This is a genomic window from Pseudovibrio sp. POLY-S9 (assembly GCF_001431305.1).
GTDB lineage: Bacteria > Pseudomonadota > Alphaproteobacteria > Rhizobiales > Stappiaceae > Pseudovibrio.
On record NZ_LCWX01000237.1, the window covers coordinates 377,267 to 391,375 of the forward strand.

At 48.8% G+C, this 14,109-nt stretch carries 12 protein-coding genes; 9 read left to right on the top strand and 3 right to left on the bottom strand.

The window, feature by feature from the left end:
* The 5 genes from PPL9_RS25690 to PPL9_RS25710 form a co-directional block, all read left to right on the top strand.
* A partial coding sequence (locus PPL9_RS25690) for a hypothetical protein (RefSeq protein WP_208989635.1) occupies positions 1-1,001 on the top strand: 1,001 nt, incomplete at its 5' end.
* Between the two features lie 22 nt (positions 1,002-1,023).
* A complete protein-coding gene (locus tag PPL9_RS25695; protein WP_057465355.1) occupies positions 1,024-2,364 on the top strand; it encodes a SidA/IucD/PvdA family monooxygenase in 1,341 nt (446 codons plus the stop codon).
* Between the two features lie 460 nt (positions 2,365-2,824).
* Entirely contained in the window at positions 2,825-4,243 is a 1,419-nt protein-coding gene (locus PPL9_RS25700; RefSeq protein ID WP_244273477.1) for an IucA/IucC family protein, read from the top strand.
* Positions 4,230-5,288 (top strand): GNAT family N-acetyltransferase, encoded by a 1,059-nt coding sequence (locus tag PPL9_RS25705; RefSeq protein WP_082597112.1) that lies wholly within the window; start codon positions 4,230-4,232, stop codon positions 5,286-5,288. The genes PPL9_RS25700 and PPL9_RS25705 overlap by 14 nt, the downstream gene beginning before the upstream one ends.
* Positions 5,246-7,069, top strand: coding sequence for an IucA/IucC family protein (locus tag PPL9_RS25710; RefSeq protein WP_152986824.1), 1,824 nt, complete (start codon positions 5,246-5,248; stop codon positions 7,067-7,069). Before PPL9_RS25705 ends, PPL9_RS25710 begins: the two co-directional genes overlap by 43 nt.
* A 148-nt stretch (positions 7,070-7,217) precedes the next feature.
* Here the strand turns inward: PPL9_RS25710 and PPL9_RS25715 are convergent, their stop codons facing one another.
* From PPL9_RS25715 to PPL9_RS25725, 3 genes are read right to left on the bottom strand one after another with little or no spacing between them, the layout of a single operon-like run.
* Positions 7,218-8,432, bottom strand: a complete 1,215-nt coding sequence (locus PPL9_RS25715) for an aminotransferase class V-fold PLP-dependent enzyme (protein WP_057465406.1) — start codon at positions 8,430-8,432, stop codon at positions 7,218-7,220.
* A 47-nt stretch (positions 8,433-8,479) separates the two neighbouring features.
* Positions 8,480-9,604, bottom strand: a complete 1,125-nt coding sequence (locus PPL9_RS25720; protein WP_057465358.1) for a cupin domain-containing protein — start codon at positions 9,602-9,604, stop codon at positions 8,480-8,482.
* A 54-nt stretch (positions 9,605-9,658) separates the two neighbouring features.
* Positions 9,659-10,219 (bottom strand): XRE family transcriptional regulator, encoded by a 561-nt coding sequence (locus PPL9_RS25725; protein WP_244273478.1) that lies wholly within the window; start codon positions 10,217-10,219, stop codon positions 9,659-9,661.
* 454 nt (positions 10,220-10,673) lie between these two features.
* Between PPL9_RS25725 and PPL9_RS25730 the strand changes: the two genes are divergently transcribed.
* The 4 genes from PPL9_RS25730 to PPL9_RS33765 all read left to right on the top strand — a co-directional run.
* Complete coding sequence (locus tag PPL9_RS25730; RefSeq protein WP_057465360.1) at positions 10,674-11,879, top strand: ABC transporter substrate-binding protein; 1,206 nt, start codon at positions 10,674-10,676, stop codon at positions 11,877-11,879.
* A gap of 115 nt (positions 11,880-11,994) precedes the next feature.
* On the top strand, positions 11,995-12,771 hold the full coding sequence (locus PPL9_RS25735; RefSeq protein WP_057465361.1) for an ABC transporter ATP-binding protein: 777 nt from the start codon (positions 11,995-11,997) through the stop codon (positions 12,769-12,771).
* Positions 12,764-13,489 (top strand): ABC transporter ATP-binding protein, encoded by a 726-nt coding sequence (locus PPL9_RS25740; RefSeq protein WP_057465362.1) that lies wholly within the window; start codon positions 12,764-12,766, stop codon positions 13,487-13,489. Before PPL9_RS25735 ends, PPL9_RS25740 begins: the two co-directional genes overlap by 8 nt.
* On the top strand, positions 13,486-14,109 hold a 624-nt coding region (locus tag PPL9_RS33765), incomplete at its 3' end, for a branched-chain amino acid ABC transporter permease (protein ID WP_057465363.1). The genes PPL9_RS25740 and PPL9_RS33765, both read left to right, overlap by 4 nt.

Consider the following 14,109-nt stretch of genomic DNA (forward strand, 5'->3'; position numbering starts at 1 on the left):
GTGCCTTGAGGATCATACTGAGTTTCGCGGTATTAAGCGTGTCTGCAATTGCAATCAGCTTTATGCTAGTCAGTTATGCTTTAATCTCCCCTCTTCTCGGATTAGCTGTCCTCATTACGGCACGAATTGCTTATAGCATTTCAGTTCCAGCTCTCCTTCCGCTTACTCAAGCAATACTCGCAAGAAATTCGCAAAATTCTTCCAAGCTTCTAGCTCCGATAGGTCGTTTGAGTTCTATGACGGGTCTTGGACGACTTGCGGGAAACGCAGCTGTGGCTCCGCTCTTGCTTCTTGGAGGTGTCGCTCCACTCGTTGCTCCGATTCCAGTCTATGCAGCTTGCTTATTTTTCGCATTTAAGCAGTCATCACCAGCAACGACAAAATGCAAAAAGAGCAACGAATACAAAAACCGGATCACACTTCCTAAAACTGCGCTTTTGATTGGATTTGCTCTGCAGTTGTGTCTTGGTGCAACATATGTGCTGCTGGGCCCGCTCATAAAAGACAGCATGCAACTAAACTCAACTCAGGCAACCACTGTTGCAAGTTATTGTCTTACCGCTGCTGTTCTAAGCGGGTTGGTCGCTCAGTTGGGCCTCTTACCAATCTTTCGCAAGCATGCAAGCATTGTGCAAATCACCAGCGCAATTAGCTTTACGGCAGGCCTCAGTCTGCTTTGCATAGCGCATACGCTTTCTTTTATTGCAATGAGTGCAGCTATCATTGGCGCTTCAGCAGCACTGCTCGCAGCTACTAATTCAGTATATTTGCTGAAACGATTGCCAGCTTCACTCAAAGCAAAAGGGTCGACCACTCTTTCCTGTTTTCAGTTTGCCGGGTTAGCCACAGGCTCCCTTCTTGGCGGCTTTGGTGGAGAGACGAGTCTGACCTTAACTTTTTCATTTGCCGCCCTCATCGCACTTGTTTTTTGCGTAGGTGGCTCCGGGTTCGTGATCAGCCACAAGCCAGTTGCGCGACCTTTGCGTCCCTCTGATATTTGACAGAACACAAAGGAGCCTTGACATGTCCCAGATCGTCAAGATGCCGAAGAATACGCAACCAGTTTATGACCTGATCGGATTAGGCATAGGGCCGTTTAATCTGAGCGTTGCCGCATTGGCACAGAGCTCATCACACATTCGCACAGCATTTTTTGACAGTAAGTCAGAATTCAGCTGGCATCAGGGATTGATGTTTTCGCGTTCTGTTTTGCAAACATCGTTCTTGAAAGACCTCGTCACAGCGGTACAACCGACCAGCGCATACTCTTTTATGGCGTTTCTGGTTGAAAAGAAGAGGTTCTATGACTTTTTAGCTGGTCGTTTTACCGGAGTAACCCGTGTGGAGTTTAATGAATATCTTGCATGGGCTGCTGGCAAGATGAACAATCTTCATTGGAACCACACTGCCCAGGAAATCTCGGTGAAAGACAACCGTCTAACTGTGACGTTTGAAGACGGACGAGTTGAGCACACTCCCAATCTTGTTATCGGCACAGGTATGAAGCCTTTTATACCGCAATGGGCGACCGCTTACTTAGGTGAGAATTGTTTCCACGCAAGCAGTTACCTCAACAAAGCACGGCAGATAAAAAACAAACGTATTGCAGTCATTGGCGGCGGGCAAACCGGTGCGGAAATTGTTCTGGACCTTTTGACAAATACGCAAGCAGCTCCATTGGAGGTCCAGTGGATCAGCAATTTGCCCCGGTTCTCCCCCCTCGAAGAAGGTGGGTTTGTTGATCAGGTTTTTACACCTGCTTATGTTCAAAGCTACCAGACTCTTCCTAAACAAAGCCAGCGACAAGAAGTGGTAAACCAGAAGCTAGCAAGTGATGGCCTAACCCCAAGCACAGTCGATGAGCTGTATGCGGAAATCTATCGCCGCAAGCATCTTTGCGCCGATCCCTGCACCATCACCTTGCTGCCGGGACGAGATGTAAAAGCGATGGAACAGCAGGGAACCGGCTATCGGATGACCTCACACTCTACGATTAGCGGTCAGACAGAAACGCAGCAAGCGGATCTGGTCATACTAGCGACAGGGGCAAGGCCAGCGCTTCCGGAGTTTATGACACCGCTCTTACCGCGCCTTTCGTTAGATGAAAATGGCCTGCCGGAATTGGATGCGTCCTACCGACTGCAATGGGACGGACCAAGAAACCTTCAGATTTTTGGATTAAATCTCGGCCTTTCCTCTCACGGCATTGTGGATCCGCAAATGAGCCTCATGACGTGGAGGAGTGCGACCATATTGAATGCTGTTGTAGGAGAGCCTCTCTTCGATCTGGAAGAAGACAATGAATTAATCGATTGGCCAAGTGTGCCACGAGCGGAAATCTTAAATCAGGTCATACCAGCCTGAACCGCTGGTCATATCATTAATTGCTCTATTCTTCAGGTTCGCCATGAACAAAACCTTAGTTTACACTCAGGCAAGCAATCGTCCTGTGTCTGTCCCTCCAACACCTTCACAAAGGGCTGAGCATGCCACTGCAAGTGCGTTCTTAAATGCGCTCTTGCGCGAATGGTCAGGTTGGTCATTTCTATCACACGCGCAAAAAGAGCTTTTATGTTTTGGTGAGGATACAGTTTGTCTTCCTCTGCAAAACAATGATCGCTTGTTGCTGCAAGTCCCTCACCATACGGCCGCTCGATATGAAATACAGCTGCCTTTTTACCTCTGGAACAGCGAAGGGCGTTGCAAGCCTGTCAGCCTCATGAGTGCGCTGACTACACTTATTACAGATAGTACAATCAGCGGCGAGCACAGCGAAAAGCAGTTTACGCTTTTATCGAGGGTGTTGGATAGTCATCAGGCTCAAATGCAAGCTTATGAGCTGGACGCCAACAACTCTCCTCATGCTGCAGAGAACTGGAATTTTCAGGACGCTGAGCAAGCGCTTATTTCCGGCCATCCGACCCATCCAAACCCACGTAGCAGAGACGAGCTGACCAAAGCCGATGCCTTGTTGTTATCGCCTGAATTAAAGGGGCAATTTCCTTTATTCTGGGTCTTGGCAGATCGTTCGATCCTGGTTTCAGGTTCTGGTGTGCAAATAACTGCTTTTGACATGTGCCAGAACCTTGCCAAAAGCGATGAAACCTTGCCGGAAACACTGCGGACCAAAGTTGATAAAGGTTACGTGCCTTTTGCCTGGCACCCATGGCAGGCAGAACGTTTATTGGCTCGTCCTCAAGTTATCCGATGGATACAGCAGGGTTTTCTCAGACCCTATGGGTCAGCTGGCCAACCATTTACAGCAACCGCATCAATGCGCGGAGTACACGCTTTCAAGGCGCCGTACATGCTTAAGTTTTCACTTTCCATGCGGCTGACAAACTCAAAAAGAGTACTTGCTCGCAAGGAGGTTGAACGCGGTGTGCAGATGGCAGAGCTGCTCTCTGGTCCCTTGGGGGACAAGCTGGCAAATAATTTCCCAAATCTGACCATCCTTACTGAGCCCGGATATGTTGCTCTGCAAGATGAAGACGGCGGCGCATTGGAGGATAGTTTTGTAGTCTTGCGGGACAACCCGTTCCATGAACCGACACAAACCGGCCCTGCGATGCTCGCCAGTTTATGTGAACCTCATCTTGGTGCTCCATCCCCACTTAGTGACTTAATTTATAGGCAGGCGGCGCAAAAAACACTCTCCCCTCAGGAATTGGCAGAACGATGGCTGGATGCATTCATGGAAGTGGCTATCCTGCCTCTGCTTGATATTCGCGCCAGACATGGCCTCCTGTTCGGCTCTCATCAGCAAAATATGATGATTGCACTGAAAGATGGTATGCCCGCTCATCTTTATGTCAGGGATTGTCAGGGGACAGGTCACTTAACGACCCATCATGATGTCCTATCTGCATACGTACCTGACATTGGCAAAAATGCTGAAAATGTGGTCCCCCCGGAGATTGGTGATGAGCTTCTTTGCTATTACGTGATTGTCAATAACCTACTCCACACCGTGAGCACTCTGGTTATTGATGGCTTGATGGACGAGGCCCGCGCCTATGACACGCTCCGCAGAAGATTTAAAGCTGCAGCTCAAAGTACAACCGGCGATCCAGCCTTTTATGACTATCTGCTGACCTCTCCAACATTGGTCAGTAAGGGTAACTATCGCACTAGCCTTAGCAACGTAAACGAAGCATCGGGCGACGGAGCTGGCCAGCTCGCAACATTCTTCAAAATAGCCAACCCATTTAATAACAAGAGAAATAACGATGACATTGCATAGGATGCCTATTGGCTCATCACTTTCGATTGCCCATGAAACACATGATGGCTCCTCTGATTGCAGATTAGCTCGCGTTGTTACATCCGGAGATTGGAATGGTGGACAGCTAACCGTGTTGCGAGACACCAAAGCTTTTGCTTGTGCTCATTTGGAGAATGCGACAGAGACAAGCCTGAGTTTTTCATTCTATTTAGAAGGTTCTGAAGAAGAAAAACTTGAGGCAGTATTGCTGTGTCTGGAGGCATGCTTTTCAGCACATCCAGAGATAGAAACTTTAAAAATCAGCCTGCCTGCAGACGTTATTGATCCGCGTGACCTGCCATTTCTTGCAATAGCAAATGGGCAGTATCAAGTGTATCGCTCCGGCTTCTATCAAAACCCACAGCTCTGGCTCCTTCACAGATCCACAGGCCGTCTTCGCACCGGTTTGGTCGAAGGGCCAGATGGTCGGGATCATCCATTAAGACCGCCACATCCAATCGGGCTGTGCTACGAGCGTTATGATCCCGTTGCTGACGTTGTCGTATCATTTCGTGCTGTTGATATAGACCGTGATCTGGACAGGTTTCATCGCTGGATGAACGATGGTCGTGTCGCATATTTCTGGGAGTTGGCAAAATCTAAAGATGAGCTGAAGGCATACCTGGAAACATCACAGGCCAAACCCCACACCTATCCACTAATTGGTTGTTTTAATGCTGAGGAAGCAGGTTACTTCGAAACTTATTGGGTGCGAGAGGATCGGCTTGGCCCCTATTACGCCTCTCAAAGTTACGACAGAGGCTGGCATGGCCTGATTGGTGAACGCAGGCACCTAGGCAAAGTGAAAACCGGCGCTTGGTTGCGCGGGCTGACACACTATCTTTTCTTGGACTGCCCGCTGACTGATAACATAATGGGTGAGCCCCGGGTGGATAACGCCAAACTGCTCTCCTACGCAGATTCTCTTGCCTATGAAAAACTCATGGAATTCGATTTCCCGCATAAACGCTCGGCACTCATGTGCTGCCGGCGGGAGCGTTTTTTTGGGGAGGTTCGTTTATGACCCTCGACAAATCGCATTGCAGCACAATGGCGGCGGACACGACGTGTCCCTCGCCCTTGTGGCCAAAAGTCTGCCAGACAGCGCTCGCAAAATTACTTAGTGAACTAACTTATGAAGAAGTGTTAGACCCTGCTTGTACTGGCGGCGAAACTTTTGAGTTACGCCTTTCCTCAGGTGTACTCTACACGTTTCAGGCGCAAACCATGGTCTGGGGGAACCTCTGGGTGGATGCAGGCAGTATCACCCGGGCTCCCGCATTGACGCTGCCATTGTCTCCTCTTCAATTCTCAGTGGATGCACAGACCGAACTTGGAATGAGACCGGAAACACTGGCCACCTTTTTGCGTGAAATGTCCAACACTCTGCGTCAGGATTTGTTTCTGGCTCAATCCTGCGAAGGTTATGATGCTGACGCGCTCCTCCAGATGCAACCATATGAGTTACACGCGCTGCTGGAAGGGCATCCAAAAGCCGTAGCAAACAAAGGTCGCCTTGGTTGGGGAGCAGAGGATGTCGCCCGCTTTGCGCCGGAGAGTCGACAACCGATCGAGTTGTTATGGCTTGCTGCTCGCCGTGAGAACTGCGAGATCAGCGATAGTGATATTCAAGCAGAAAAAAGCTTTCTGAAAGACACCTTAGGCGCAACTGAAATGGCGCAACTAATGGACACTCTAAAAAACAAAGGAGGTACTCTAGAAAGCTACTGTCTCATTCCTGTACACCCCTGGCAATGGGATCATGTGCTCCAACAAACGTACATCAATGATCTACAAACAGCAGACCTGATCCTGCTGGGTACTTTTGGCGGACGCTATGTTTCGGGCCCATCTTTGCGGACGCTCACCAGTCTGGACCGCCCTGAAAGCCCAGATGTAAAGGTTGCTCTGACAATCCTGAACACGTCAGCATGGCGAGGAATTCCTGGAAAATACATCGCTCATGGAGCTGACTTATCTGAGTGGTTGGATGGAATTGTTCAATCAGATGATCACTTGAAGAATAAGGTTTTCATTCTAAAAGAACTGCGCGGTGTATGGTATCGCCATCCGTTTTATCAGCAGCTTCGCGATATTCCCTATCAGCATGATGAAACTTTGGGGGTAATCTGGCGGGAACCTGCAGACTACAAAGTGGGACCAAATCGCAAAGCTTATCTTTTTGCTGCCTTGTTGCACAAAGATGGTTCGGGCGTTCCCCTGGCTACTCATCTCGCGCAAAAGGCAGGTCTTGATTTAACGGATTGGCTACAAAAGTTGTTTGAAGTCACCGTTGTGCCGCTCTATCACATGCTCTGCGTATATGGGCTTGGTTTTATTGCTCACGGACAGAACATAACAGTTGTCCTGGAAGACAATGTACCTGTCGGTATGGCGATCAAAGATTTGCAAGGAGATGTCGATCTCGTAAATGAGGTTTACCCTGAGCAGTGCGATCTAAGTGATGAACTGCGCACATTACTGCCAGCAAAGCCACCAGCTTACATTGTACATGACATTCAAACTGCTCACTTCGTCACGGTGCTCAGATTTCTGTCATCTTCACTGGCACAAGCCGGGCAGATGATTGAGGCATGTTTCTACCAAATTCTTACAGGTACGCTGAAGAACTATATTGCCGCCAACCCGGAATATGACGCGCGCTTTAAGACATTTGAGCTCTTTGCACCAACCATTCCCAAAGTGTGCATCAACAAGGTGCGCTTTGAAATTGGATATGGTGACAGCACTGAACGCCCCTTGCCTGCGCTTGGTATGGATTTGAGTAATCCCCTACTCTGCTAAGATGAAAAGGCAGCTCTGCAATGTGATAGAGCTGCCTCTCTGCCTAATTTCTGACAATGAAGAAGTTGGCTAGAACCCAACAAGAAGCGATCAGAGGAGAGCTGCATTCAACGAGTTTGTCGTCTCGCAGAAGCGCCCCTCTTACAAATCAGGCTTGCGTAGCCATTGCCTGCTCTTCCAGAACAGCACGAAGTTGTTGTGTTGCCTCCCACAAATCTGCGTGTGAATGATAGAGCGGTGACAGACCAAATCTCACTGCATTCGGAGAACGGAAAGAAGAGGTTATGTTCTTCTTCTTAAGCGCTTCAACGATTTTGCTCCCATCTCCCGGAATGCGAACGCATACATGTCCGCCGCGTTCATCGTAATTTTCAGGGGACGCAAGTTGGACACCAAAATCACCGCATTGTTCTTTGATTAGCGTAACCAGTGTTTCACTCAAAGAGCGATGCTTGGCCCAAACCTGATGTGGGTCAACCGAGTTCCAGATCTCTGCTGCACACCAAAAAATCTCATTTGCGATCACCTGCGGAGATCCGGTCATGTGGCGCAGTACGCCTTCAGCTGGCTCAAACTGCTCAGAAAATGAAAATATATTTGCATGACCGATCCAACCAGAGATCTCCGGCCAAATCTTATTCTGATACTTTTTGTTGATGTATAACCATGCAGGGCCACCAGGACCGCCACACAAATACTTGTAACCACATCCAACCGCAAAATCTGTTTGTGTGCCCTCAACATCCAGCGGAATAGCACCCGCAGAATGAGAAAGATCCCAAAGTGTTAATGCACCCACAGAACGGGCTTTGGTGTTGATTTGCTCCATGTTGAAACGACGCCCAGAGCGGTAATCCACTTGAGACAGATAAACGACTGCAACATCCTCAGTGATGGCGTCGAGAATGTCTAACTCAGGGTCCGCATAGGCTACTTTCAGCTGGTCGCTGTGTGCGTTCTCCAGGCCTTGCGCTACGTGAAGGTTGGTGGGGAATGTAGTCTTCTCGCTCAAAATCACCTGGCGATCCGGGTTAAGCTTCAGTGCATCCGTCAGCAACTTAAACAGGTTTAGCGTGGTATTGTCGTAGGCAAGCGTATCTTCTGGAGCAGCGCCAATTAAACGACTTATCGCAGCACCAATTTGCATAGGCCGGGCCATCCAACTGGCCGCTGCCCAACTCGCACTGCGTTCATCCGCCCATTCACTTTGAAACACATGTGCAAGATGCGCCGGAACTGACTTTGGCATAGATCCAAGGGAGTTCGCGTCTAAATGTATGACGCCAGGCCGTTCTTCAAACAACTCCTTGCAGTGTTTGAGCGGGTCACTATCGTCAAGCGCTATAATATCTTGATAATTCAATGGATTTCCAATCTTCACAATAGGATGTCTGAAGGCAGCGAAGCCGTTTAAGGGGTAACGTCGTGAAGCTTGGTCTCAAAGCCTCCCGGCAACGAGACTTCCAAAATCTCGAGATCATCAGAACCATTCAGCAGAGATGTTTTCATCGTTGGCGGTATGACAAACGCATCTCCAGCTTTCAATTGATGGGCTTTGCCCTCTTCATTGACCAGCGTAACGCTGCCTTCCATGACAAAAGAGAACAAGATATCCGAGGTGTGACTGGTAACAGCCCCAGTTGGCCCCGTCGTTGCACGGGCAACTTGCACATTGGCAACCTGTTTTGTTGCTAAACCAATGCCTGTATCTCTGCATTCAAAGCCATCAAGGCGATGGGGCTGCCATATGGCGCTATCTAATTGATGATGAACAAATTTTTGCCCCTGAAACTCACGCTCTGGGTTCACAGTTCCATTCGGCAAGTCCATCTCGTGATCAATGCTGGTGATATGTTCTGCTGGAACGCCAATTTCGATCACCTCAAGCTCACCAGAAGATTCCAGTACACGATGCCGGATCTCTGGAGGTTGGATAACACAGTCGCCAGCTTTGAGGATAAAAGGCTCACCTTGATCTTCATAAACAAGCCGGACCCAGCCGCGATAGCAAAAAATCAACTGAAACCCAACGGTGTGATAATGCACCATATCCGGAACAGGACCTGCATCTGGAATGCGGATGTGAGAGGCAATAATACTGCCACCCAGACGATCCGGGATCAGATCACGGTACTGCATACCAGCGCGGCCAATCACCCACGGATCATTGTCAATCATATGCCTGACAATGAAAGAGTGCTGGGTTTTGGGCATTTCCAGCGCAGGAGAGGCATCAACAATCTCAATCTTAGTGCCATTTGGCGCGATTAGTTCGGTTTGCCCTTCAGCAAAATCAGCAGGCTCTTTGCACAATAAACGCAGTGTTCCTGGTTGTTCTGATGCACCTTTTTCCAGGCGCACCCGAAGACCGTGACCGGACATCACCGCAATAGCAGGATTATCAGCTGGGAAAATCATATCCAGCTTCATACCGAGGATCTTGCTGAAAAACGGCAAATCCTCCTTTAGATCGTTGGTTGGCAACCGAATTTCAGCAGATGCAATATGATCTGTCTTGGTTTCTAACTGTGCCACTTGACGTCCCTCCCAGAATTTCAAATGTGATAAATAAAGTCGACCGCGCGGTGCTTATTCACCCTCACTTTTGAGGTGCGTGGCATCAATCGTCGCGATTACCAAAATACGCGCCGGAGTATCGCCTGCACAAACGTAAGCATGCTTCATCGAGCTATCGAAATAGATGGAGTCTTCAGCCTCCAGGAGCAGAGGCGCATAGTGTTCTGAATGCAAATGCAAGTTTCCCTCCAGCACAATCAAAAACTCTTCACCTGGATGAGCATGCAATCCGCCAACCTCTTCCAGAGTTCGCCCTGCTACAATATCAATGGCTGGGTTCATCATTTTGTTGGTGATGTCGTTACTCAACACCTGCGCACTATAGCGTTCTGTTTCCAGAAAAACGCCCTGCCCTTTGCGCGTGATACTGCGAATACCACTGCGAGCCGGACTTGCCGGGTTTTCAAAAAATGCAGACATATCTACATTGAGAGCTTGCGACAAAACGTAAAGATTGGCAGCACTCATCAGCGTTTGATCATTCTCCACTCGGGACAATGTCGCCTCTGAAATCCCAGTCTGTATTGAGAGCTCACTGAGTGATAACTGCAATGCTTTGCGGAAGGCTTTCACACGCTCGCCAATGTGCAGTTTCTCTTGCCTCTTCGCGTTCGTAGGCTTTCGAGAGATCGCTGCCGTATTACTTGTTTCACGTCGCAAAATAGATAATGCCCCGCTCAATTAGCTTACTTGTTTGTTCGTGCACATAAGTGTTGTGCCACACAATAGAATGACTAATTTCATTAGTGCAAGAGAATTTCATAATTGAAATATGAAATAATATTTGGCTCAGGAGACAAAACAAGTGAGTGACTTCTGATGATATCTCCCTACCATCAAAATAGGAAAACAGCTGACTGTGAAGACACTTGTCCTTCTGGAGAGGTGATTGACAGCATCTTGCGCATATGCAAGTGTTTTTACGTATTACGCCGTTTGTAGCAGTAAGAATCTCCGATATTGGAGGAGATAGCTGAAATCAATGAGGCCAAAGCCTTCCGACGGTGCAATGCAATGGGAGGGATTTATGAATAAGACTCTTTTGATGCTGACGACAGCAGCATGCATAACATTTGCAGGTTCGGCTTGGGCCGAAGATATTAAAGTTGGGGCATTGATGGGCGTGACGGGGCCTCTTGCCAACTTTATTCCACCAATCCTCAACGGGGCAAAACTGGCAGAGGCAGACGTGAACAAAGGCGGCGGTTTGTTGGACGGGCAAACCATGAAGCTTGTTGTTGCGGACAGTCAAGCATCTGCACAGCCATCGGTTGATGCTGCAGGTAAACTGGTAAACATTGAGAACGTTGTTGCGATCATGGGAGCACTGTCTTCTGGCGCAACCATTGCTGCGGCAAATGCGGTTGCTATTCCAAATGGCGTGCTTCAGGTTTCCCCAACAGCGACTGCACCAAGTATGACCAATTTGGAAGACAACGACTATGTCTACCGCATTGTTCCAAGCGACAACTATCAGGGCAAAGTGCTCGCACGCGCCGTTTTGGAGGAAGGCTTTAAAAAGGTTGCAATTACATATGTTAACAATGACTACGGTGTGGGTATAGGTAATACCTTTAAGGTTCAATACGAGAAGTTGGGTGGGGTCGTCACCAAATTCTCCAAGCATGAAGACAAGAAAAACTCATACCGTGGTGAGTTGGCGACCCTGGCATCCAGCGGTGCTGATGCACTTGTCGTTATCGCTTATGCAGCGGGCAGTGGCGCGAAGATCGTCAAACAATCATTGGAAAATGGCTTCTTCGAGAAGTTCATTGGTACAGACGGTCTGAGGGATGACATCTTAATTCAGCAAATTGGCGCAGAAGCTCTTGCCAGCTCCTTCTTTACCTCACCCAGTTCCCCGAGCTCAAATGCAGCTACAGAAGCGTTCCATGCTCGGTTTGACGAGACATTTGGCGGCGGATCTGACAAGCCATTTGTAGATCAGGCCTATGACGCTACCATGTTGATTGCGTTGGCAATTCAACAAGCGGGTTCAACCGATCGTGCCGCTGTAAAAAATGCGCTTCGTTCAGTTGCGAATGCACCAGGTGAGATTGTTGGCCCGGGAGAATGGGCGAAAGCACGTGAGTTGATCTCTGCGGGCAAAGACATCAATTACGAGGGCGTTTCTGGTGCCCACGAGTTTGATGAGAATGGAGATGTCGCAGGTTATATCGGCAAGTATATTGTCGAGGGCGACAGCTACAAGAAAACCAAAATCTTCAATTAATTCAGCCTTCTACCACAAGAGGTTGAATTTTACCGAGTAATGACCGGGCTCTTCTGGGCCTGGTCATGTTGGACCGTGTCATGACGGTGCAGTCAATGAGATTTTGGGAATACAAATGATCCAGCTTGAGAATGTATCAAAACGATTTGGTGGATTAACCGCCGTTCACAACTGCTCATTTTCAATTCCAACTGGCCAAATTACGGGAGTCATCGGGCCAAATGGAGCGGGTAAGACTACTGTTTTCAATATGATAGCCGGTCTACTGCAACCAAGCAGTGGGCAAATTTTTCTTGATGGAGAAGACATTACTGCATTGCCAGCGCATAAGCGTCAGAGCAAAGGGCTTTATCGGACTTTCCAATTGGCGCACGAATTCTCACGCATGACTGTGGTTGAGAATCTGATGGTCGCAGCGGATGGCTCTATTGGAGAAAATGTGTTCAATGCAATCTTCCGCCCCTCCGTCTTTCACAAGCAAGAGCATGCGACCTACGATAAGGCTATGGAAACACTGCGTTTTCTGGAGATTGAGAAGCTGCAGGACGAACTGGCAGGAAACCTTTCCGGCGGGCAAAAGAAGCTGCTGGAACTTGGCAGAACCTTGATGCAGACACCAAAAGTCATCTTGCTGGATGAAATCGGCGCCGGCGTAAACCGTAGCCTGCTCAGCAAGATCGCTGTGATGATCCAACAGCTGAATGACGACTTCGGTTACACTTTCTGCCTGATCGAACATGACCTGGACTACGTCTCGCGGCTTTGCGACGAGGTTGTCGTACTAGCGCAAGCCACTGTTTTAACAACAGGAACCATCGATGAAATCAAGCGTGACGAACGCGTGGTGGAAGCTTACTTCGGTGGTGGCAAGTATGAGGATGTCCATGCCTGACCCAATTTTGAACATCCAAAACCTGACCACTGGCTATGGCGCAACGCCTATTATTCATTGCGTTGATCTGTACGTTGATTTGAAAGGAATAGTGGTAATTGTGGGACCAAATGGGGCTGGCAAGTCCACTTTGCTGAAATCAATCTTTGCGCTCAATAAATACTTTTCTGGCTCCGTGGAGTTCATGGGGCGTTCGATTGTCGGCGTCAAAACTGCTGACCTCGTCCCTATGGGCATTTCTGCTGTTCCACAGACTAGCAATGTCTTCGCAAATCTAACTGTGCGTGAAAACTTGCAGGTTGGAACTTATGCAGCACCACCGAAAAATCCAGCTTCAACATTAGATATGATCCTGACGCTGTTTCCGGACCTTCGTGAAAAGCTGAACCAGCCAGCGGGGCAGCTTTCCGGAGGTCAACGGCAAATGGTTGCCATCGGAAGAGCAATGATGAGCGACCCAAAGCTACTGCTGTTGGACGAGCCGACAGCCGGTTTGTCACCTGCTTATCTGGAACGGATCTTTGATCTAATCCTGAAGATCAGGGAGACCGGTATCTCCGTGTTGTTGGTGGAGCAAAACGCCAAACAGGCGCTGCGCATTGCGGACATTGGATATGTGCTGGTGAACGGCAAGAACGGATATACGGATACGGGCAAAAACCTTCTGGCTAATGATGAGGTTCGGCATGCATTTCTCGGCGGGGGGCTGCCAGCATGATTGATTTCATCAACTATTACCTCATACCGGGCATAACTCTTGGCAGCATTTATGCATTGGGCGCTGTCGGGATTTCGATGATTTTTGGCATTCTGCGCTTTGCACACTTTGCTCATGGCGACTTGATGACAACTGGTGCCTACATCGCACTAACTGCTGTTTGGACACTTGGTGTTCCAGCACTTGCAGCTATTCCGATTGCCGTTGTTGGGACTGCTCTGGTGGCAGTGTGCTTGGATAAGGCCTTTTATAAACCACTGAGAGATCTACCGAGCATCTACACTGTCATCGCATCCTTTGGGGTTGCTCTAATTTTGCGTTCAGCCATCCAATTATTGTGGGGCACGGACTCTCAAGTCTATGTGGTCGGCTTTCAAAAACCGCTGATCTTTTTTGATAGTTTCCGCATCGCTCTCCGCCATATGCAAATCATCGCGTTTACAGTCGTTATTGCCATCACGCTGCATTTCTTCCTCTCGTATTCTAAAACGGGGAAATCCATGCGAGCGGTTGCAGATGACCCAGAACTGGCAAGGATTGCCGGACTGGATACGGAAAAAACTATTCGATGGACTTGGCTGATTGGAGGTGGCCTTGCTGCCATTGGTGGTGTGTTTGTG

Excerpts from the sequence above, each read along its gene's own strand:
- PPL9_RS25735 (WP_057465361.1), top strand. The coding sequence starts at position 11,995 with ATGATCCAGCTTGAGAATGTATCAAAACGATTTGGTGGATTAACCGCC.
- PPL9_RS25730 (WP_057465360.1), top strand. The coding sequence starts at position 10,674 with ATGAATAAGACTCTTTTGATGCTGACGACAGCAGCATGCATAACATTT.
- PPL9_RS25740 (WP_057465362.1), top strand. The coding sequence starts at position 12,764 with ATGCCTGACCCAATTTTGAACATCCAAAACCTGACCACTGGCTATGGC.
- PPL9_RS25695 (WP_057465355.1), top strand. The coding sequence starts at position 1,024 with ATGTCCCAGATCGTCAAGATGCCGAAGAATACGCAACCAGTTTATGAC.
- PPL9_RS25705 (WP_082597112.1), top strand. The coding sequence starts at position 4,230 with ATGACATTGCATAGGATGCCTATTGGCTCATCACTTTCGATTGCCCAT.
- PPL9_RS25700 (WP_244273477.1), top strand. The coding sequence starts at position 2,825 with ATGCAAGCTTATGAGCTGGACGCCAACAACTCTCCTCATGCTGCAGAG.